Consider the following 21522-nt stretch of genomic DNA (forward strand, 5'->3'; position numbering starts at 1 on the left):
ACAAGATAAGAGTTAAGAAACAAAGAAAAAACACTTCTATTTATGGTAAAATTTGTTATAAAAAAGGGGGGCGAAGTAAAGTGATTGGTGAATTTATTGCTTGTATAGTTGTTGCTTTAATTATGATTATTATGGGTTATCAAATCCATATAAAAAAGAAACTATGGCTCATTGCAGGCTATCAAGAAGAAACATTCGTGGGTGATAAAGAAAGATTAGCAAAGATATTTGGAGTTTTTTCGTATGTTATAGGAATCGCAACTTTTTTATTACCTTTTGGATTAGAGAGTATAGGAGATATTGCTGCTATTATTTTTACGATATTAGTAATTTTAGGCACAGTATTAGTAATTGTGTGGGCAAATCTTATTAATATACATTCATAAATGTAACTTCCGCTAACGATCATTATGTAAATGAGCTGTCCATATGGACAGCTCATTTTATTTTTTTGCTTAGCATGGGTTTTTTCCAAAATGCTGGCGGTACCCCAGACCCATCTAGCTAACATTTTGAAGCGCCCCCAAAAAGAAAATTTGGTCTTTTCATAGGTGTATATGAGATTTTAGTCCATTTTTTCGTTTTGGGGTATTTGCTTTTCTTAGCTTGATAGCGATGTGACGGTACCCCTACTTAGGAGAATTACTTGGATTCACTGAAGAAGAAATTGAACAAAAACGCTATTTGTGCGACACGTTTCCTTATAAGTGTGCAAACACGAAATAGGAGGGTTATCAATTTGATGACAACAACGGATTGACTGAAAGTAGGAATGAAAGCCGTCAGGTTGAGCTGAAACTACTTATCTGATACTCCTACATGCAAGGCGTGATAGTAGACGCAAATTGTATGAAGCTAGGTGAAGTCGGCTGAACAAAACCTAAGTGAGAAATCATATGGTGATGGATAGGTCGGGATGCTACAAAATATCTATGGTGAGAATGTCTAAATAGACTGGCGAACTTGCGAATGTACGGGTCTAAACGTTTAATACATTAGAAATGTGCATGTCGTTAATGACGACGTTATCTACCGAAAAGTAAGAGTAAATAGTATGAAATTCGGAACATCTAACGATGAGGATGTAAAGATAACAGGCTTAAAGTAAGCACCTAAGGATATATGTATAGCTAAGTCAATCGGAACGTGGTAAGCAAGAAACTGTCATAAACGCCTACTAGCAGACAGGTGCATATAAGGTTCTAACGAACCGAAATTGCTTTATTCTTGTGAAGGTGGGGACACATTACCGACGAAGCATGTAACGAATGTGGAGGGATAGTCCCTAGTCTTGTTCTTTGAAAACTAAATCAACTGGATGTAACTCACAGGATCGAGTAAGATGATGTGACTTTTCGTAAGAAAAGGGAATGAATACATTGGTGAGTACAACATTGTTTGTAATCAAGTTGCTTTAGTATAAAAGGATAAGATGGGGCGCTGTATGCGATGAAAGTCGCACGTACAGTGCTAAGCGGGGGAAAGGATGGAGATAACTTCAAAGTCTTACCTATCGCAACTATAAATAATCAAGTCAGATTATCTATTTCTGACTTGACTTGAAATTAAAAATATAAACCTTTGCCCACTGGCTGAACAGTTTCTAGCACAGTGTCAACCATTTCTTCATTAATTAGGGTTCTTATAATCCAAGCAGAGAGATCTTGAGCAGCAAAACAACCCGCAGCAGTCGAGATATTTCCTTCGTTTACGAAACTTTGTTCAATAACGTCTACATTAAATTCTTTAAGCTGTTCTACTACGGATGGATATGTAGTTGCTTTTTTGCCAGTTAACAATTTTTTAGCTCCTAGTAGTAGTGAACCAGAACACATAGAGCCTATTAATTGGCTTTGAGTATCTACATGAATGCTATTAAGATATTCTTGATTTTTATATAAATCTTGTACACCCTTACCACTTGCAAATATTACAGCGTCAGCGGAAGGAATATCAGATATGCTTCCTGTCATGGGGATACGTAAGCCAGACATGGATACATGAGTTTTTTCCGTTCCTAATAGTTGGACATTCCAATCAGAAATACCACCAACTAAACGTACACGATTTAATAAATCCCATGGTAAAAAAACATCTATATCAGTAAAGTTATCAAAACAGACTATTGCAATTTTCATTCTCTAGCCCTCCATCATCGAAATATTAAGAACATTTTAATTATAACAATTTCAAGTGGAGACAGCGAGGTTTAAATTGTTTAACAACTGAGTATCACCCCAGCGTCATCAAGCTAAAAAATTGTATCCATACAAATACATCCAATGACCTTTCACTTTTACGTAGGTTTCATCCACTCTCCAGGAATCATGCGTTTATTTTAAATATTTTCGAATTCGCTCATTCAATTCAGGTCCTTATTGATGTACCCAGCGCATGATAGTTGTATGGGCAATGATTAATCCTAGTTCCCCCATCATTTCCACCAAATCACGAAAGCTTAAGTTGCACCGTAGGTACCAACGTACAGTTAACAAAATGATGTCCGGTTGATAATGTTTTCACTTAAATATATTCTCCTTTTCCATACTGATCATGAACTTATAGAGTAGTACTATCAGTTCGTCCAAGTTTGATAGACCATTTTTATATACTTCAAAGCCTTATAGATATATATAAATAGAGAAGAATTCCCCATTCTTAATTAGCTTTTTTTAGAGGTAATTTCGCATTGTGCTTCTGAGTTCCAAACCCTAATGCAATGGCAGCGCCAATGCAGCTAGAAAAGCAACCAGCAAACAAATACAATGATGGATCTGACTCACCGATTAAAACGGAAGCTATTCCTCCAATTACCGGGAAAAGTGCAACCATATAGCCACTTTGAGCTCCTCCAATTTTTTCTACAAGCTTCAAATAGAATAACCATGCTAGAAATGAAGCAACCAGAGTTAAATATAGCAACACAGATAAGTATGAAAACGATGTTGGAAATATAAATTCTTGTCCTTGAAATAATACAATTATCCCCATCAATATACTGCCCACTGTAAATCCAATGGCATTTGCATAGATAGGATTCACCTTGTGACTTGCATTTCGTGCCGAGCTGGCATCACCTACTGCTGTAAGAAGCGTACCTAAGATCGCAACCATAATTCCTTTTATGTCATTGGACCCTTGAAAGTTGTTCAAATTTGGATAGATGAGAATACATACGCCTAATACACCAAAAATCCCCCCAACCAAAACACGTGAATGTAACTTTTCTTTTAAAAAAATCCGAAGGGTAATCGGGGTCAAAATCACCTTTAATGAAAAAACCAATGTTACGATTGCTGCAGAACTCAAAATTGTGGCGTAATAAAGGCATAAATAGCTTAATGCAAAGTTACATACACCAAAAACTATTACAAATGGGATATCTTTTCTTGTTGGCATCCCCCTTGGTCGAAGGAACCAAACAAGAATCAAAAATAAAAAGGCTGTCATAACTAGACGATAAGTTAAGGATAATTCTAAGCTGACAGGAGTTCCTTGAATTTTTACTGCAATAAAGTTGAGCCCCCACACAATTAAACAAAATATGTACATAAATATTGTCATGAGTTTTCTCCCAAATTAAATTTTTTTCTAAATTCATTATTCATTTATACTGTCATTTTTAAAAGGTACAGTTTACAATAAATACAAATGACAGATGAGGTATTACAATGATGAATGAACTAATATTTAATATCAATCGAGAAAGTAACACTCCTATGTACCAACAAGTTTATCAATACATTCGTACTCAGATTTTATCTGGTAAATTAGAAAGGGGTACAAAGTTGCCATCGATTAGACAACTTGCTATCCAATTAGAGGTCAGCAGAAACACAACTCAAGTATCCTATGAACAACTGCAATCGGAAGGATATATTCGAAGTGAAAACAAAAAGGGATTTTTTGTAGAGGCTACTATATCGGATGAGACGCTTAATTATGAACCCATTAGAGAACAGCGTCACGAAAAAAATCAAACTGTCATGAAAACCATTGACTTTAAGATTGGGACAGTCGATCAAGAGAACTTCCCTTTGAAAAAATGGAGAATGCTTACAAACAAAATCGTTAAAGACTCTAGCATGTTTTCATACGGAGAAAAACAAGGTGACATTAAATTAAGGAAGGTATTAGCAGATTACTTGTTTCAATCAAGAGGGGTTAATACTTCTGTTGAACAGATTATTATTGGCAGTAGCACACAACACTTGTTATTACTTTTGTCGCTGTTGCTAAAGCAAGACTATCATTATCTGGCAGTAGAAGACCCAGGATATAATGTGGCAAGAGAACTATTTGCTCTTCAGTCATTTATCATTGATCCGATCCCGGTAAAAGAACAAGGCATCCAAGTCAATATTCTTTTAAAGTCTCCTTCTAGACTTTTATATGTCACTCCTACTCACCACTTTCCATATGGAGTGACTATCCCCGTCAATGAAAGATTAAAGTTAATTCAATGGGCAAAAAGGGTGGACGGATATATTATTGAGGATGATTATGATAGTGAATTTCGATACATCCATCAACCTATACCGTCTCTTCAAAGTTTAGATTCTAATGGTAGGGTGGTTTATTTAGGAACTTTTTCAAAAGCACTGCTACCCTCTATCCGTGTCAGTTATATGGTTTTGCCTAGGAGGTTAATAAGAGAATATAAAAAGATACTCCCTTTGCTTGAGCAAACATCCTCATCTATTCATCAGCGAACACTGGCGACTTTTATGAATGAAGGATATTGGTACTCACACTTAAGGAAGATGAAAGCTTTGTATAAACGCAAAATGAATCTATTGAATAGGGAATTATTAAAACATTTTAAGAATTATGTTGAAATAAAAGGTGGTAGCTCCGGAATTTTCGTTATTATTGAAGTGAAAACGGAAATGAGCGAAAAAATGCTAATTGAAAGGGCATATGAACACGGAATTGTAGTTTATCCTTGTTCAAAATATTTCTCGAAATGTCTACCACGATATCCGCATATTCAACTTGGATTGGGTAATTTATGTGAAAAAAAGATAATAGAAGGAGTTTCTCAATTAGCAAAAATTTGGCTCTAATCTTGATTTTTCCTCTAAAAAAATTTTTTCGTTCTTCCTATTAAAGGTCATCATATATCGAAGGCAAGTTAAGAAATTCATTGTTCTCCCAAAAGGAAATAGTGAGCCTAATACTCTTAAATAGCTGTAAAAATTGAAATTTTCGTTAAGGCGGGCTCAAAATCTTAGCTTGATAGCGATGTGCTGGTTCTGTTGCAAAGTTTGAAAAAAGCATAAACAGGTTGGTAAATGAGGAACAAGGTTTAGGAAGTAGCTAGTAATTGTTGAAGTTCATTGTACGTTGAAAAGGCGGAGTCTCTTTGCAGACTTCGCCTTTGTTTATATAGGGCATGAATGGTCTCGATACCTTTTATAGTACGTGAAGCATGACGAAGATTTTGGAATCCAGAAGATTTGACAAAGCGCCGTTTTACATGTCGATGATCCTGTTCAATCAGATTATTGAGATGCTTGATGGTACAATGTTTCGTACGCGCATACAAGCCGTTCTTTTTCAGTTTTTTGAACGCACAAAGCAAGGCTGGAGCCTTGTCTGTAGTAAGAACCGTTGGTTCTCCAAAAGCTTTGGCAAGTCGCTTCATGAACATATAGGCTGCTTGATGATCACGTGTTTTTCGAAGTTGGAAATCAAGCGTATGTCCATCGCTATCAATGGCACGATATAGATAGCACCACTCACCTTTCACCTTGATGTAAGTCTCATCTAAATGCCAAGCATGGTGGGGTGTTGTGTTTTTCTCTTTCCAGACTTGATAGATCAGACTTCCATATTCATGAACCCAACGCATGATCGTCGTAGGGTGAACGGAAATTCCTCGTTCTTGTAGAATCTCAGACACATCGCGATAGCTTAAAGAAAAACGGCTACCAAAATAATATCTTTCTTGAACTGTTTCCCTTTAAAATATCGCACTTGTGATTCTCCTCATTCTTTTTTTCTAGAGTGTAGCTTCATTTAGAAAACTTTGCAACAGAACCGCTATATCCATTCTTTTTGGAGTAGAAGCTATGCATATGATTAAAAAAGAACAGATTAATTTACGGAACCAGTCTATCCAAAATCAGAAAGAATTCGTCCATCAATTGTTTGGACTTGTAGCATAAGATACGATTCCGTTAGGAATATATATGTTTTATTCTCTTTCACTTTATTTTTGCACCAAAACCTTTATAACTATATTGGGAATGATGATAATGGTATTTTATAGTGATGTGAAAAAAGCGATTATTAAGGAATTTAAAATAAATATTCAAAAGTTTACTTTTAAATTAGATGGGACGGCTTAGATCTTGCTTCATTCTAAATACTGTACTTACACCAAAAAATCAAGGGAAAAACAAAAGAAGAGTAGCTTTTGCTACCCTTCTTCAGCAATCGTGCCCGTTTGCTGAAAGCTTTTTAACCTATAAATCTTGAGATAAACGAACCATATCTTTGCACTGAATACCGTTTTCAAAGATTTTCTCAGAATAATGCCTAACGAAAAAGTCCATATCCACACCAATTATTCTAAATCCGCATTTTTGGTAAAGAGCCAGTTGTCCTACGCTTGAATTTCCAGTTCCAATTTCAATTGTTTTGTAACCTTTTGTCTTAGCTACCCTTATTGCATCCAACACCAACCGTTTGCCTATACCTCTACCGTGTTGATCTTCGACGACCGCAACATTCACAAGCTCTACTGTCTCAGGTCTTGTTGGAAGTAATACATAGACTCCAATAGTCTGCTGTTCGATTTCAGTTATAAAACATTCGCCCCTATTGACATACTCTTCAACAATTTCTCTTGAAGGGTCAGCCAATAACAACAACTCCATTGGAAGTTGTTCGCCTTCGTTAAGTTTCCTAATATCCATTTTCATCTCTTTAAATTCCTTCCAGTTTTCTTATATGTGCTCCACAATATGGCCCTTTAGTGGAGTAACTTTATTGCTACTCAACAGTTCCTTGATTCGCCTTTCAGTTCAGATTTTCTTTTCACGACAAGGTTTAGAAAGGCTAAGTCCTTATATGACCAGACATATAAAACGCTTTGAGGATTATGTAATTGATTTACAAAAAAATCCACCAACCAATAGAAGAAACGATCCCTCTATAAGTTCAATAGGTCATTATTGGAAATGAAAGTAAGTCAATGACCTATTTTTACACCTAACTCGGCTGGGTACCTTGTACGTTAAGGAACCGGTTATTAATGTTGCAAATCTTTACTGATTTTTTTGTAATAAACGTAATTTATTTATATCGGCATACCAGGTAAAAATTTCGCTATTAATACAATAATTGCCGCTAAGAATACCGCTTTAATAATGAATAAAACAATAATTGGAATTGATGCTTTCAACTTACTTAATCCAGCTGTAACTTGTAATCCGAGCCAAATTAAAACTAAATTCCATACATAGAATACTTCAATTGTATTACCAATTCCGTATGCAAATGTACCTTCCGCAAATAATACCCCTAAACTCGTATATTGAGTCGTTCCAACCCCCAAGATTAGACTTAAAATTGTATTAATAAGTCCACCAATAATAAGAACAATGTTTGTATATACTACAATATTCAACAAGGTTTTGTAAGGCGTATCATTACCAAAGAACATCATGAATATTTTATAAATTGCTGCTATAAATAGTGTTCCAACCATTGCACCAGCAAAGCTTGATCCAATTCCAGAAATAACTTCTGATGTAAGTGAACTTTGTCCAGCAAGTTCACCAAATTCTTTTTTCATTTTAACCATCTCAGGTGAAGTATACATAACATACGCACTTAAACCACCTAGTAGCCCTTGTAACAGTGCTACTAAGAGGAACATACCCCAAACTTTCTCGCTCGTCCTCATTCTCTCAAACTGTAAGCCAGGAGAAGTAATCATTCTAAATAAAGAGGGCTTCTCTCCACCCACTTTTTGCGTATTCAAATTTGCTTCCACTATAACGCCTCCTTCTATGTATATAACCCGTTTTAACGGGTAATTCACACCCTTTTAAGTTAGAGGTTACGAACTACCCACTAGAACTGTAATATGTAGTAAAGAGTTTTCTCTCTACTACAATAGTAATTTACTCATAACGAAGTGCTTCAATTGGATCTAATTTTGCCGCTTTGTTCGCTAGAATTAATCCGAAAATCATACCTAACGTCATAGAGAACAATACGCCTCCAACGAAAACTTCCCAAGAAACGAGTGGTGGCTATTTTGCAAACGTGGAAACAATATATGCACCACCATAACCAAGCCCAATTCCTATCAATCCACCAAGAAGCGTTAACATAACTGCATCAATTAAGAATTGTAATTAATTTTCATTTCCCATTTTTCGAAGTAGTAACCTTTCGACTAGTACATAGAGCGCAATAGGCAAAATAATGGCAAGAACGACAAAAGTTTGGTTTTTACCACCTTGGAAAAATTCTTTCGTTTGTGGAATCCTTAATAATAAACCGAAGATTCCTAAAGTGATAACAAAAGTAAGACCTCCAAAGAATTCTCGTTTCTTTTTGAATATAACATAAACGGTAGACACGATTAAAATAACTAGAATGGCAATCCAATCAAATGGGGCACCAATTTTTACAATTCCCTGTTTCGGTGTATACAGCTGAATAAGGAAGAATACGCCAAATGGAATCATTGCCATTATCCATACTACGAAAAATTTAATTAACTTTGGTAATTGCGTTTTCATATATATACTCAGATGTAACAATTTAAAAACACCATAAATTAATGCAACAGAGAATATCCCATTCAACAATATAACAAATACATTTACTTGTAATGATGGGGCTGTAAAACTACCGATAATGACGTAAAACGTACTAATTAAAAGAACCAAACCACTTATTTTAAAAATCGATTTCCATGAAGGTTTATCAAATTGCTTTGTCAACTGATCGACGATTTCTTTCGGGTTTTTACCGAAATACTCTTCTGCCGATTCACCGTGCTTTTGCGCTTCTAAAATATCTTGTAATATCGACATTAAATGTCGTTCTGTTTCTAATTCTTCATAGAAAAAACCAAATGTTCGCATATACAGTAAAATATCTTCATAGTACACTTTATTTTCTGGGGACAGCTGTTCTCTAAGCTTGTTATTTTTCTCCACTAATTGTTTAGCTGTATTATTTTTCATCTGATTCACTCTCCACTTCTTTCAAAACCCGATTCACTTTTACAATTAATGAACTCCATTGTTCTTCAAAACCCTCTAATTGTTCTTCTCCTTCATGTGTAATAAAGAAGTATTTCCTATTCGGTCCATCTGGTGATGTGAGCTCCTTACTTTTAATTAACCCTTGTTTTTCTAATTTTTGCAGTAGAGGATAAATCGTTCCACCTACTATTGTTGTAAACCCATAATCACGCATCATTTGTACAAGTTCATAACCGTATACTTGTTGTTGTTTAATAATAGATAGCACGCAACCTTCAAGTATACCCTTTAATAATTGCGTCTCCTTCATTTATTCACCTCACTAACTTGTAATACATATTAGTTATATATATTATATTATTCAACAACTAGTTTGTTAAGCATACTAGTTAAATATACTGTATCATACAACAACTAGTATGTAAAACCTACTAGTTGTTGTATGATAGCTTTTTTTGGATAAATGTCTGGAGTTTTTTCTTCAATTAAAGGATGATATTATGAAATAGGACTTAGATTTTTTGGTTTTGGTGCAAAGGCTTTGAAGTATATGAAAATGGTCTATCAAACTTGGACGAACTGATAGTACTACTCTATAAAAGGTGCGTGATCAGTATGGAAAAGGAGAATATATTTAAGTAAAAACATTATTAACCGGACATCATTTTGTTAACTGTACGTTGGTACCTACGGTGCAACTTAAGCTTTCGTGATTTGGTGGAAATGATGGGGAACGAGGATTAATCATTGCCCATACAACATCATGCGCTGGGTACATCAATATGGACCTGAATTGAATGTGCGAATTCGAAAATATTTAAAATAAACGCATGATTCCTGGAGAGTGGATGAAACCTACGTAAAAGTGAAAGGTCATTGGATGTATTTGTATCGAGTTGTAGATTCCAAAAGAGACACCATTGATTTTTATCTGAGTCAAACAAGAAATCACAAGGCTGCAAAGCGCTTTTTTAATAAGGCTTTGCGGTCTTTTCATGTTTCAAAGCCCCGTGTCATCACAGTAGACAAAAATCCATTCTATTCGATGGCCATTGCTAAGTTGAAGAAAGAGAAAAAGATACCTAATGGTATCCCGATCAGACAAGTAAAATATCTAAATAACATTGTAGAACAGGATTATCGTTTTATTAAAAAACGCGTGCGCTTGATGTTAGGGTACAAGTCATATAAAACTGCAACTTTTATACTAATTGGTATTGAAGCTAAGCATATGATGAGAAAGGGACAGATTGATTTACAAAACTAGTCTGTCCAAAATCAGAAAAATTTCATTCATCAAGTGTTTGGACTTATAACATAAGGTATAATTCCATTAGCATTAGGAAGCTGCTGTTAGTTTGTTCGTTGTTACATATTTGCATCAGAACCTCTGTGATTTTCCTCATTTTCTTTTCCTAAGGTGCAGCTTCACTTATTATAAAGTTGGATTTTTCACAAAATAAATGTTAAATCGAGTTTACATTTTGTTAAGTTTAGGATACAGTACAGGCAGGGGGGATGAACTTGACCATTTTTAACAAAGTAAAGGAATTAAGAGCTCGTTTTAATTTCACACAAAGTGTATTAGCTGAAAAAGTTGGAGTGACGAGACAAACGATCGCTGCGATTGAAAAGGGGGACTACGTTCCTTCATTGTTACTAGCATTGACAATTTGTGATGTGTTCCAGTTAAAGATGGAAGATGTGTTTGTTTTAAATAAGGAGGGGGAAGAGGATGAATAGAATTGGCTTTTCTTATATGGGGTAGTGACAGGGTTGCTGTCATAGACCGCAAAGTAAAAACACTGAGATTTATCACCTCTGTATTTCTTCAAGTTTTCTTTGATTGATTGCTCGATAAAGAGAGCCTTGTGATATGCCAGTTCCTTCTACAATTTCTTTAATTGAGTATTCTTTACTGTCATACATGCGTAATGCAATCGAGAGCTTTTCTTTTTCTAATTTTGGCCTGCCTAACTTTTTTCCACGCTTCTTACTTGCTTCTAATCCTTCTTTTACTCGTTCTGCAATCAAATTTCTTTCTAATTCTGCGATAACACACATCATTTGCAACATAGCTTTCCCTGTAGGAGTTCCTGTATCCATATTCTCTTTCAATGATATAAATTGAATTCCTATTTCTTCGAACTGTTGAATAATACTTAGAATATCTAATGTTTTACGTCCTAAACGTGAAATACTTTCAACTACAACAGTATCTCCTTTTCTTATCACATCAAACAAATTTATAAGACCTTGTCTTTCTCGGATTGTTCCAGTGAATTTTTCTTGAATGACTTTTTCACATCCGTATTCAGTAAGTGAATGGATTTGACGATCTAAATTTTGATCGAGAGTAGATACGCGTGCATAACCAATAATCATTTGCTTCCTCCTGTACAACCATATACTTTCATTGTACCGAAGGTTCATTTATTGTAAAGGTATTTGGTAATACTTTTGGTAACTATTTTTTGTAACCTGAAAAACCTTATAAATATAGAAATATAAGTAGGATGAGAAATGTTACAAAAATATTGGTTTTTGGTAATGGAAGAAATCATTTCAATAGCTCTTTCAACACTTCTAATTCATATTCCTTAATGTGAATTTCTTTTTTAATTTGTTCTTTTTCCTATTTTTCCGTAATCACTCTATGCATGTACTACTAAGAGCGATGATATTCACGTTCATAACTATAGCAAACTAAATCTTCACATATTTAATCTATCTACATTTGCATTCCATATTTCGATAACGGCTGAAACATTCAGAATTTATAATATTTACATATTAGTCATTACGATATGTGAGGAGGTAAAAAATGAATACTTTCAAATTCACACTGTTAATACTCTTAACAACATTTTTAATGGGCTCTTCTTTTGCTGTAGGTAAAATAGGTTTGTCTTATTCATCACCGCTGTTATTAGCAGCATTGCGTTTCACACTTGCCGGATTGATAATGGCAGCAATCGTAATCATGTTAAAAAGACCTCACCCAACATCTAAAGGACAGTGGATAAAGATGTTTATTATTGGTACTTTCCAAACAGCTGGTGTTATGGGATGTATTTTCTTGAGTTTACGGACCATTACAGCGAGTGAATCCTCAATTCTTACATTTACTAATCCTTTACTTGTTGTTGTATTCAGTACCGTTTTTTTACAAGCACGTTATAAACTTTATCAATGGATTGGTGTTCTTTTAGGGTTAGTAGGGGTAGGTATTACAATGGGAGCACAAATTGAATTTAAGATTGGCATTCTTTTTGGAATCTTTTCTGCCGTTTTTTGGGCAATTTCAACATTATTAGTTAAAAAATGGGGATCATCTTTCGATACGTGGGTTCTATCCGCTTATCAGATGTTTTTTGGTGGATTACTACTTTTACTTGCTAGCTTTATTCTTGAAAAGCCAGTCTTCACTTTGAGCGCTAATTCATTGTTCAGTTTATTATGGTTAAGTATTATGTCTTCTATTGTTCAATTTGCTGTTTGGTATTACCTTCTACAAAAAGGGGATCCAGGAAAAACAAGTGCTTTTTTGTTTTTAGCGCCTTTCTTCGGTGTATTATCTGGTTGGTTATTATTAGGGGAAAAGTTATACCCTTCAATCATAATTGGTGGCTTGTTTATAATTATTGGAATCTATCTTGTAAATAGAAATTTTCAACAGAAAAATAATCTAGTTAAAAATAACTCAGTTTAAGCGTGAAGTAAAAATTGACTGAAGGAGGTTTATTTATGAAATATAACAACAATCCAATTGATCCTAAGGATTCAGGTGGAAATCTAAAATTTTCTAATCGTGATGCTTGGAAATATGAATCTATTTATAAATATCGCCCTTTATTTTCCTATAAGAAACTTTTCAAATCTCTTTTTAGGATTTTTAGAAAAAAACAACGTTAGGGTTATTACTAGTTACCTATATATTTGTGTTAATTGTTATTTTTTGCAAATAATGAAAACTTTTCTGTAAATGAAAAACACCATCTTAATACTGTTTAAGGTGGTGTTTTGTTATTACCCTATTATTTCAGTGCACTGTTTGTCTACAAAGGAGAGGGATTCGTTCTAATTTATATATTTATGTTGAAATGTTGTTTAAAACCTACTTTTCCTTTATCTGTGACTTTTACAGCTCGAATAGATGGAACTTGAACGATCCAACTTAAATCCAAAAAGCGTTTCATCAGTTCATTTCCTAAAGCACCGGCAAGATGATGATGACGTTCACTCCAGTCTATACATGCATGAGAAAATGATCGTCGTTTTCTTTTTAATTGACCTAAATCAATGCCGAAATCAGTAAAGAACTGTTCTCCTTTAGGTGTTACTACAAAGTTTCTTTCTTCTTTTTCCAAATAACCAGTATTCAACATTGATTCGGTTAAACCGACTCCTAATTTTCCTGCTAAGTGGTCATAGCAAGTTCTAGCTTCTCGAAGTAATTTTACTTGGCTAGATTGTTTTAACGAGCGCACTTCAGGAGGTGGAGAAATCGCAAGAAAAGATTCTAAAATGCGTGCGACTTCTTCATTAGCTAGCTGATAATAGCGATGGCGTCCTTGCTTATCAACGTTAACAAGGTTAGATTCTATTAATTTAGAAAGATGAAAACTGGCTGTTTGAGGCTTTATTGCAGCCATATAAGCTAATTCACTGGCTGTATGAAACCGGCCATCCATTAAACTTATTAGAATTGCTGCCCGTGACTTTTCTCCAAGGAGAAAGGCAACTTCCGCCACATTTGGATTTATACTCATTTTCATCAACCTTTCCGCATTCCATATTTCGATTATAGTTGAAGTGTTTATCGTTTACAATTATTTATGACAATTCAAGGAGGTAACACAATGAATACTTATTATGCAGCTATATTTACTTCTCAAAGAACAGAGCACAATTCAGAAAGATATGAAAGTATGTCAGACAACTTGGTAGAACTAGTAAAAACACAACCTGGGTTTATTAGGATTGAGAGCGTAAGAGATAACGAAGGGTATGGTATTACAATTTCTTATTGGGAATCCTTAGAAGCAATTCAAAGATGGAAAGCTAATACGGTGCATCAAGTAGCACAACAAAAAGGAAAAGAAACGTGGTACAGCCAATATAACGTGCAAATTTGTAAGGTGGTAAGAGATTATTCTTTTAAAGGAATTGATTGAGTTAGTCAATTCACCTAAAGGTCACTTGCGTCTAAAGGAGCTTGTAATTAAGCGACCTTTTTCGCTCTATCGGTGCATTTGTACAACCAGAGGAATAGAAGAATAATCAAACCGTTTTATAAAAATAAATCTATCAATATTAAAAAATGACCTCGTTTTGATCAAACTGTATTCAAAACGAGATTGTTTTCTTTATAATAAAGTCAATATTTACGAATAACTTTTAATTAAACTTTATTCTAATCCAACATTTTCAAATCCAAAGTACAATTCTATATGAGTATTTCCGTACATATAAATTTACTTTATGAAATTACAAACTTAATAGGAATCCGTTTATTCATATTAAGTTTAAATGTCCCGTAAGGATTTACATGAGTATAAAATAAAGGTGTTAATGCCCGAAAATCCTCTTGTGTCATTTTCTTTAGCCAAAATTTATCACGATCATAAAGAACTTCTTGCAACATTAAAGTGTTAATATACACTAAACAATTTTGCAATAAATGTAATGCTAGAACAGATACTTCTTGTCCTTCTAAAGAATTTGTTTGAATTTCACTGTTTTTCCCGTGAAAAATAAAACTATTCGCTGAGTTCCAGTTTTCTACGGTATTTAATCCTTCATGAATCTCTCTACGAATTTCTTCGGAATGTAAATATTCACAAAGGAAGATGGTTTTAATAGCTTTACCAAGCTCGCTTAATGCTTGGTAAGTAGGGTGCTGAACATCTTTAGTAAAACGTTTTAAAATCGACTCTGCAGATGCAGTTCCTAATCTAAGTGCAGTTGCATATTTAACGATTTGTTCATATTGTTGACGAATTAAATCCCATTTTATAGACCTAGTTAATATTGGTTGTAAACTAGAATAGGCATCTTGCATGCCAGTTTCAGGTCGATAAAGTTTTTGTGAATAAATATTTTTAAATCTTGGCATCAGTTTAAAACCAAGTAAATGGCAGAAAGCAAAAGCAACTTCACTCTGTCCATGCGTATCTACGTAGTTTTTATCCACAGACATTTCTGTGCAATGTCGTAAAACACCTTCAATCATGGCAGCCACTTCTGATGATGAACAAGATTTTAATTGAGAATAAATACAAGTAGATTTTTTATCAACATGCCAATAAATCATAACACCACGTCCACGATAACGAATGTGCCATTCTGTTAAAAGGTTTTGATCCCAGGCTCCAAACTTTTTTGAGTCTGAAGCACAAGCTGTTGTTCCTTCTCCCCAAATGTCTTTTAATCGTTGATACATAATTTGATTTACAACTTCAGCAATTGCTTTCCGAAGATTATCTTTATGAATAAATTTTTTACGGATATATAAAAGTTCACGATAACTATCAGTAGTATTTCCTGAAGAGATTCTTTTAAGACCTGTATTTGTTCCTAATCCAAATAAACAAAGGATAAGTCTTCGTTGAACAGTTTCTCTATCAAGAATTTCTCGGTCTGCAGTTGTTTTGAAATGTTTCGTGAAATTAGTAAAGAAATCCGCTTCTTTCAATACATCTAGTAGGTTTGTATTTGGCCATTTGTTTCTGATTTCGTTTTTAATTTGAGATAAATGAATAGGCTCATCCTGTTTTTCTAATGGGGAAAGACGAATCCATCCACTATTTTTGGAGAGTATACTTACCTTTTGATTATCTTTAGACAGTAACCCCTCATCTAGAAGAGAAAGCTTTTGCTTCATTTGTTCAATTAACACTGAGATAAATGGTTCTACATCAAGGGGCAATTTTAGTGCTTGAAAATGTTCGTCTTTATATTCTTCAAAATCCTGAGGTAAATCTTCTTCTGGATTGCGATATCTATTTGCTCCCTGAATCCAAATTTCTTTACACCGGAGTTTACCTCTTAAAGATTGTAAGACAGCTATTTCATAATTAATTCGATTCATCCGTCGAGTTCCATTAGTATCTGTTTCAATAATCGTATCCTTCCATTTTGGTTGAATTACACTATCGATTGGAACATCATCTTTCGAAGCAAAATATCTTTGGCCACTATTGGCATATTCTCGTATTACTTGAATAGCGTGAATAACTGGTTGATGCATTTGGTTATTAGATCGAAATTCAAGAATGTCTAATAACTGAGGAATAGCACGACGATAATGATTTCCATATGATGCATGCATTTTTATATAAACTTTCTCTCTGTATATGCGTTTATTCCGTTTCAGTTCTTGTAAAATATCTTGAAGAGTTTGAGGATCCGCTACAGAATATAAAATTTCGCTAATAATCCCGTCAGGATGATCAATCATAGCTTCTAATAGATTAATAATATATTTATTCTTGCCCTGGACTTTTTTCATTTCTTCAATAATTTCTTTATCTGTTTGTTTAATAGCTCTTTTACCGATTTTATGAGTAATATCGATAAGTAAATCCGCTAAATGGTCTGTCACTTCTGATTGTCGGTACCAAAATAATATAGATATCAGGGTGTACCGAATTGGTTCAGGATGGGCACGTAAATCAGTTAATGTTTCTGTCACAGCCCTCAATCGATATTTTTTTAATAGTTTGGAAGGTATATGTTGAAATGAATCTAATGGTATTTGAAGATGGCGAATGGCCAATAATTTTTGTATTTCTTGATGAAGGGTTTTTAAACTGGCACGACCTGGATCAGCAAGTAAATCACGAAATGTTAAAAGTTCATTTTCTTCTAACTGTTCGTCGTTATTTATATCAATAGATGATTCAAGAAAAGAATCGATTCTAGATCGAGTGGATTCTGATAAGTCGTGACATGTTGATTCAAAAAAGTTGATCTCGTAAGTGTTAATTGCTGAATCAATCATTCGATTCAAGCGACCGAGAGTAGGAGGTTCTATTTTCCATTTACGAAATTGTTCATATGCTTTTGCTCTTAAATAATCTGTGTCATGAGTAAAGTTCACTTGGTCTACCAACCATTTTTGGAATACAGGCATATCATTGGCCGTGAATTCATGAAAACCAAAAGATTCCCTTATTTGCTTTCGATGATAGGTAAAATTTCGCTCTTCCGCACCCCAACGGTAACTATCGAATAAATCTGGCGAAAGATCTAATTGTTTTGCAATATATGCAATCACTACTTTAGGTATATCCTGTTTTTTAATCGGAAATCTAGCTTCATGTTGAAAATATTTTAAAAGGACCGCAAAACCTAGGCGGCTAGCACCTGTTTTATTACCAATTAATTGTCGTTCCATCGGAACTAAAATAAAATATTCAATGAGTTCATCGTCAGTCCAGTTTCTTTTCATCATTTTTCTCCTTACTTTATTTGTCTGTTTATATTTAGTGTAAGGAAAAATTAGTAATAAAAAAAGCCTTCTTTCAGGCTTTAAATTTTATATTTCAAAAAGTTACTTTGCGGTCTATAACAGCAACCCTGTCACTACCCCTATATCATAAATGTGCTTTATACTGTGTTAGCATGTTGGACATTTGTTGAACTTTATAATGTTACTACGGAGCTAGCAAATATAATTAAAAATGAGAGAGTACCATTTGAAATATGGTTTAATGTTATACCAATTGTGCTATTATTCATTGGAAGTATCACAATTACAATTGTTTATAGGATTCAAAAGAAAAAGTACAAGAATTTATCTTACTGGATGTACCCATTATTGTTTCCTTTAGAAGATGAACGTGAAAAAGCGATTACGGAGAAAGCTTGTCGAACAACTTTTGTTTCGTTATGGTATGTGTTACCTTGTGCAGTTGGATTTTTAACTCTTTCGCCTATTATCAATGAATATCTTCCAGGATACCCGTTGTATATTATTTTTTCTATTTTCTTTATTCAAATGACTGTCTTTCACGTATCACTATACAGAAATAAACTAGTCTAAAAAGAAAGCTTCTTGCACCAGCAAGAAGCTTTCTTTTAGCTTATACTCGTACATATAGCAATATTATTTTATCTATTCTATAGAGGTGATTTTCGTTTTTAGAGATACTTTAATACCTTAAGCTGATGGATGAGTGGTGCTACCCCATCACCATCAAGTTAAGAAAAGCAAATACCCCAAAACGAAAAAATGAGCTTTTTTGTTACAAGTTAGTACAAAATTTCGTTCTGGGGGTACTATAAAATTTTAGCTTGATGGGCATGGGGTACTACCACATCGCTATCAAGCTAAGAAAAGCAAATACCTCAAAACAAAAAAATAAGCTTTTTTGTTACAAGTTAATACAAAATTTCGTTCTGGGGGTACTATAAAATTTTAGCTTGATAGCAATGTGGTAGGACCCCATAAACATGTTTCAGAATTATAATAATGCGTTAATTGCAGCTGGTATTACACCGATTAATAAGACACCCGAGATTGTGAAAGAAACCGATGAAAAATTACTTCAAATGTATGTTAATTTTTCTAATTGTTTAGGACAAGCAGCGACATCAAGGCAATTAAATGAATCTCATAATATATATAATGCAGATGTCTTTACTCTACGGTTTGGTGGTATGCTTGAATTGCATAAAAGAGCAGGACTTATTTCAACGTACGGTACTCGCAAAGTTTATACCAAACAAGGATTAGCAGAAAAATTAAAGCGTGTATATAGAGTGAATGAGGGACGTATTCCAATACGTCGTTTCAATGAATTTGGATTATATGCTAGCACACTCATGCGGTATTTCCAAACAACCAAGATAAACGAAATATGGGAAGAAATAGAGAAGGAGATTAAGCATGACAATCAAAGCTTACGGGAATAGGGAAATCAGCAAAGTAGTTTTCTCAGGAAACCCTACAGCATTATCAGTATGGCTTAAGAAACGAAATGATCGTACGAAAATACTCGCTGCACTTCCAAAAGCGTATGTGGAGCTAGGAACAAGAAAAGGATGGACACAAGAACAGATAGAGAACTGGGCTAAAGAAAATGGCCTAAAATGTGATTGGTCACAAGTAGAGGAATTATAGCGGAGACTAGATTCCACTGAAAAAAATACAAAGCATCGCAACTTTATTTCAAATATACGGTGCACTAACAATTGTTATTTTCGGAATTTAACAAATATGTTATAATTTATGTTAAGCGATGTTTCTTAAAAGTAAATGGTGGTTCAAGTTAGGGGAAGGGCACTCATACGGGTGCCTTTTTCTTTAGAAATCATTAAAGGAGAGTGCAACATGACTATTATCAACTTGGATGATTTTCGAAAACAAAAAGAAAAACAAGTGGTGACGATACCAATCATTGAACGGATATACAAAGAAGATGGCGAGGTTAGGATTGAAGTATCTGGAGAACGAAAAGTTTCTAAAGCCTGGTTAAACAGACACGATAAGCAAGTATAATATGTCACTAAAGAAAAAGGACCTGATATGAATATCAGATCCTTTTTCACTATGTATAATTATTTCACTGCTTCTTTTAATTCTTTTCCGGCTTTAAATGCAGGTGCTTTAGATGCAGCGATTTGCATTTCTTCACCTGTTTGTGGATTACGTCCTGTACGTGCAGATCTTTCACGCACTTCAAATGTACCAAAACCAATAATCTGTACTTTCTCTTCATTTGCAAGAGCATTTGTTATAGCATCTAATACAGCTTGTGTTGCTGCAGCTGCATCTTTTTGTGTAAGTTCTGCTTTTTCTGCTACCATTTTTGTTAATTCGGTTTTATTCATTTTTGCACCTCTTTGAATGTAATAAGAGATTATTATAACGTACCTACGTTTCTGATGTAAATAAGATATATAGAAAAAGCTCTAGCAAGAGCTAGAGGCAATTCTGTGTGATAGTAGTACCAAGGAAACTAATCTCAGCATACAGTTAACATTTAGATGTTTATATTAAGAAATATAAAGCGGTGTTTCAGAGTATATGTCTGTTGCTGCATATTCTAAATTTAATAATATCCTTCCAAACTTATTTCATTTTAGAAGGATATTTCCAATCTTTTTCTGTTCCTGCTTTTGGAGTAGACTTAGACGTTTTTTGAGGAAGGGTTTGTTTCTCTATCTTATCCAATCGCTCTTCTACTTTTTCTATTGCTTCTTTTGTTTCTTTCAGCTCTAATTTAATTTCCGTCAACAAACGCAATATAGCGTCTCCTTTTGTCATTTTCAAAGCCAAGCACCCCTTCATATATTCGTTCAAAAGAGTTTATATAGTTAGCATTTTACCATATCGAGCTTAATACAAAAACCAAGTATTGATGCCACAAAGAAAAGACACTCTCCTTTGAGTGTCTTTTCTCCAACTTGAACCATCTTAATTTTAATAACATCCACTTCTTCTTACAATTACAAATATATCAGCTATCTTTCAAATCACATTCATTTCACCATATTTCTCTATAAAAATTTTTGAGAAATATGATATATAACTATTGTGAACTACCCGCCACTTAACGTCCTAACGGACTGTTTGAAGTGGGGGCTTCTCGGTTAGTCGTTACTTTTGATAGCTAACGAATTCGTCCTAAGACAGCCGAGCTAACTCCCTTGTTCCAAAGGTTATTTTATTGCTATTTACGCTAACACTAATAGACGTATTGCTTCATTTTTGATATTGATAGCTGCGTTATAATCTCTATCGAGATTTACACCGCATATACAAGAATATACTCGTTCAGACAATGACATATTTTTTACATTTCCACAACTGCTACATGTTTTTGTGGAAGGAAACCATTTGTCTATTTTCATAAGTTGTTTTCCTTGTTCGTATAGTTTATAAGCTAAAAAAGAAGTGAACATTCCCCAACTATTGTCAGCGACACTTTTTCCAAAATGAAGTGCTTGCGACATTCCTTTCATGTTTAGATCTTCAATAGCTACAACATCAAAATGAGTAGCCAACTCTTTAGACTCATGATGAAGGAAATTCTTACGTTGGTTAGCTACTTTCTCATGTAACTTAGCTACACGAATACGTTGTTTATTCCAACGCTCAGAACCTTTATTGCGTCTTGCTAATACTCGTTGTGCCTTTGCTAATCGGTCTAACATTTCACGATAGAACTTAGGATAATTGGCTTTCTCATCCTCAGAACTAACGTATAATCCATCCATCGCAAAGTCTAATCCAACAACTGTTTCTACTTCTTTTTGTACAATCTCTTTTTCGTATTCA

Annotated in this window: 22 protein-coding genes and 5 pseudogenes; 12 read left to right on the forward strand and 15 right to left on the reverse strand. The window is 34.2% G+C overall.

The features are described 5' to 3' along the window. Positions 1 to 80 precede the first annotated feature (80 nt). Positions 81 to 386: a DUF3784 domain-containing protein gene (locus DET63_RS18550; protein ID WP_113937446.1), complete on the forward strand. Its 306-nt coding sequence runs from the start codon at positions 81 to 83 to the stop codon at positions 384 to 386. Positions 387 to 1565: 1179 nt separating this feature from the next. On the opposite strand, the gene DET63_RS18555 is transcribed toward DET63_RS18550, so the two are convergent. The 3 genes and pseudogenes from DET63_RS18555 to DET63_RS18565 form a co-directional block, all read right to left on the reverse strand. Beyond that, entirely contained in the window at positions 1566 to 2138 is a 573-nt protein-coding gene (locus tag DET63_RS18555) for a DJ-1/PfpI family protein (protein WP_113937447.1), read from the reverse strand. 129 nt (positions 2139 to 2267) lie between these two features. Beyond that, positions 2268 to 2501: pseudogene (locus tag DET63_RS18560) on the reverse strand (DDE-type integrase/transposase/recombinase); the annotation flags it as partial. A gap of 157 nt (positions 2502 to 2658) precedes the next feature. Next, on the reverse strand, positions 2659 to 3564 hold the full coding sequence (locus DET63_RS18565) for a DMT family transporter (RefSeq protein ID WP_113937448.1): 906 nt from the start codon (positions 3562 to 3564) through the stop codon (positions 2659 to 2661). A 107-nt stretch (positions 3565 to 3671) separates the two neighbouring features. Here DET63_RS18565 and pdxR point away from each other — a divergent pair, with 107 nt between their 5' ends. Next, positions 3672 to 5066, forward strand: a complete 1395-nt coding sequence (gene pdxR, locus DET63_RS18570) for a MocR-like pyridoxine biosynthesis transcription factor PdxR (RefSeq protein ID WP_113937449.1) — start codon at positions 3672 to 3674, stop codon at positions 5064 to 5066. 242 nt (positions 5067 to 5308) lie between these two features. On the opposite strand, the pseudogene DET63_RS18580 reads toward pdxR, so the two are convergent. After that, positions 5309 to 5979, reverse strand: a pseudogene (locus tag DET63_RS18580) (IS6 family transposase). Between the two features lie 59 nt (positions 5980 to 6038). Here DET63_RS18580 and DET63_RS18585 point away from each other — a divergent pair. After that, a pseudogene (locus tag DET63_RS18585) lies at positions 6039 to 6170 on the forward strand (IS6 family transposase); the annotation flags it as partial. 300 nt (positions 6171 to 6470) lie between these two features. Here the strand turns inward: DET63_RS18585 and DET63_RS18590 are convergent. The 5 genes and pseudogenes from DET63_RS18590 to DET63_RS18605 form a co-directional block, all read right to left on the reverse strand. Beyond that, a complete protein-coding gene (locus DET63_RS18590) occupies positions 6471 to 6923 on the reverse strand; it encodes a GNAT family N-acetyltransferase (protein ID WP_113937463.1) in 453 nt (150 codons plus the stop codon). Between the two features lie 383 nt (positions 6924 to 7306). Then, positions 7307 to 8005 carry a YknW family membrane protein gene (gene yknW, locus DET63_RS18595; RefSeq protein ID WP_113937450.1) on the reverse strand — a complete coding sequence of 233 codons (699 nt, stop codon included), beginning with the start codon at positions 8003 to 8005 and terminating at the stop codon, positions 7307 to 7309. 130 nt (positions 8006 to 8135) lie between these two features. After that, positions 8136 to 8372, reverse strand: a pseudogene (locus tag DET63_RS31060) (ABC transporter permease); the annotation flags it as partial. Then, positions 8373 to 9212: a DUF1129 domain-containing protein gene (locus DET63_RS30960; RefSeq protein WP_113937451.1), complete on the reverse strand. Its 840-nt coding sequence runs from the start codon at positions 9210 to 9212 to the stop codon at positions 8373 to 8375. Continuing rightward, positions 9202 to 9543: a PadR family transcriptional regulator gene (locus DET63_RS18605; RefSeq protein ID WP_098589569.1), complete on the reverse strand. Its 342-nt coding sequence runs from the start codon at positions 9541 to 9543 to the stop codon at positions 9202 to 9204. The genes DET63_RS30960 and DET63_RS18605 overlap by 11 nt, the downstream gene beginning before the upstream one ends. Positions 9544 to 9893: 350 nt before the next feature. Between DET63_RS18605 and DET63_RS18610 the strand changes: the two are divergent. Together DET63_RS18610 and DET63_RS18615 are read left to right on the forward strand one after the other, a co-directional pair. Then, positions 9894 to 10500: pseudogene (locus DET63_RS18610) on the forward strand (IS6 family transposase). Between the two features lie 251 nt (positions 10501 to 10751). After that, entirely contained in the window at positions 10752 to 10976 is a 225-nt protein-coding gene (locus DET63_RS18615) for a helix-turn-helix transcriptional regulator (RefSeq protein WP_098589570.1), read from the forward strand. A 72-nt stretch (positions 10977 to 11048) separates the two neighbouring features. Here the strand turns inward: DET63_RS18615 and DET63_RS18620 are convergent, their stop codons facing one another. Continuing rightward, on the reverse strand, positions 11049 to 11618 hold the full coding sequence (locus DET63_RS18620) for a recombinase family protein (RefSeq protein ID WP_098111774.1): 570 nt from the start codon (positions 11616 to 11618) through the stop codon (positions 11049 to 11051). Positions 11619 to 12057: 439 nt separating this feature from the next. Here DET63_RS18620 and DET63_RS18625 point away from each other — a divergent pair, with 439 nt between their 5' ends. Beyond that, positions 12058 to 12945 (forward strand): DMT family transporter, encoded by an 888-nt coding sequence (locus DET63_RS18625; protein WP_113937453.1) that lies wholly within the window; start codon positions 12058 to 12060, stop codon positions 12943 to 12945. A 35-nt stretch (positions 12946 to 12980) separates the two neighbouring features. Continuing rightward, a complete protein-coding gene (locus DET63_RS30325) occupies positions 12981 to 13148 on the forward strand; it encodes a hypothetical protein (RefSeq protein WP_166669240.1) in 168 nt (55 codons plus the stop codon). 170 nt (positions 13149 to 13318) lie between these two features. Here the strand turns inward: DET63_RS30325 and DET63_RS18630 are convergent, their stop codons facing one another. Beyond that, positions 13319 to 14005 (reverse strand): ArsR/SmtB family transcription factor, encoded by a 687-nt coding sequence (locus DET63_RS18630; RefSeq protein WP_113937454.1) that lies wholly within the window; start codon positions 14003 to 14005, stop codon positions 13319 to 13321. A 90-nt stretch (positions 14006 to 14095) separates the two neighbouring features. Between DET63_RS18630 and DET63_RS18635 the strand changes: the two genes are divergently transcribed. Next, complete coding sequence (locus tag DET63_RS18635; RefSeq protein WP_088123232.1) at positions 14096 to 14410, forward strand: antibiotic biosynthesis monooxygenase family protein; 315 nt, start codon at positions 14096 to 14098, stop codon at positions 14408 to 14410. A gap of 305 nt (positions 14411 to 14715) precedes the next feature. Here DET63_RS18635 and DET63_RS18640 read toward each other — a convergent pair whose 3' ends face one another. Then, the gene (locus DET63_RS18640; RefSeq protein WP_113937455.1) at positions 14716 to 17688 is read right to left on the reverse strand and encodes a Tn3 family transposase; all 2973 of its coding nucleotides are present in this window, start codon (positions 17686 to 17688) and stop codon (positions 14716 to 14718) included. A 153-nt stretch (positions 17689 to 17841) separates the two neighbouring features. Here DET63_RS18640 and DET63_RS18645 point away from each other — a divergent pair, with 153 nt between their 5' ends. From DET63_RS18645 to DET63_RS30330, 4 genes are all read left to right on the forward strand, one after another. Continuing rightward, positions 17842 to 18282 carry a DUF2178 domain-containing protein gene (locus tag DET63_RS18645; RefSeq protein WP_113937456.1) on the forward strand — a complete coding sequence of 147 codons (441 nt, stop codon included), beginning with the start codon at positions 17842 to 17844 and terminating at the stop codon, positions 18280 to 18282. Positions 18283 to 18692: 410 nt separating this feature from the next. Continuing rightward, positions 18693 to 19154, forward strand: coding sequence for a hypothetical protein (locus DET63_RS18650; protein WP_235661832.1), 462 nt, complete (start codon positions 18693 to 18695; stop codon positions 19152 to 19154). Further along, positions 19129 to 19362, forward strand: coding sequence for a hypothetical protein (locus DET63_RS18655; RefSeq protein WP_002139648.1), 234 nt, complete (start codon positions 19129 to 19131; stop codon positions 19360 to 19362). Before DET63_RS18650 ends, DET63_RS18655 begins: the two co-directional genes overlap by 26 nt. A gap of 210 nt (positions 19363 to 19572) precedes the next feature. Beyond that, positions 19573 to 19740 carry a hypothetical protein gene (locus tag DET63_RS30330; protein ID WP_181777934.1) on the forward strand — a complete coding sequence of 56 codons (168 nt, stop codon included), beginning with the start codon at positions 19573 to 19575 and terminating at the stop codon, positions 19738 to 19740. A 59-nt stretch (positions 19741 to 19799) separates the two neighbouring features. Here the strand turns inward: DET63_RS30330 and DET63_RS18660 are convergent, their stop codons facing one another. The 3 genes from DET63_RS18660 to DET63_RS18670 form a co-directional block, all read right to left on the reverse strand. Further along, positions 19800 to 20072 carry an HU family DNA-binding protein gene (locus DET63_RS18660; RefSeq protein ID WP_002139643.1) on the reverse strand — a complete coding sequence of 91 codons (273 nt, stop codon included), beginning with the start codon at positions 20070 to 20072 and terminating at the stop codon, positions 19800 to 19802. A 241-nt stretch (positions 20073 to 20313) separates the two neighbouring features. Beyond that, positions 20314 to 20508, reverse strand: coding sequence for a hypothetical protein (locus DET63_RS18665; RefSeq protein WP_033713596.1), 195 nt, complete (start codon positions 20506 to 20508; stop codon positions 20314 to 20316). A 410-nt stretch (positions 20509 to 20918) separates the two neighbouring features. Then, on the reverse strand, positions 20919 to 21522 hold a 604-nt coding region (locus tag DET63_RS18670; protein WP_142675687.1), incomplete at its 5' end, for an RNA-guided endonuclease InsQ/TnpB family protein.

Source organism: Bacillus sp. DB-2, assembly GCF_003315125.1.
GTDB classification, from domain to species: domain Bacteria; phylum Bacillota; class Bacilli; order Bacillales; family Bacillaceae_G; genus Bacillus_A; species Bacillus_A mycoides.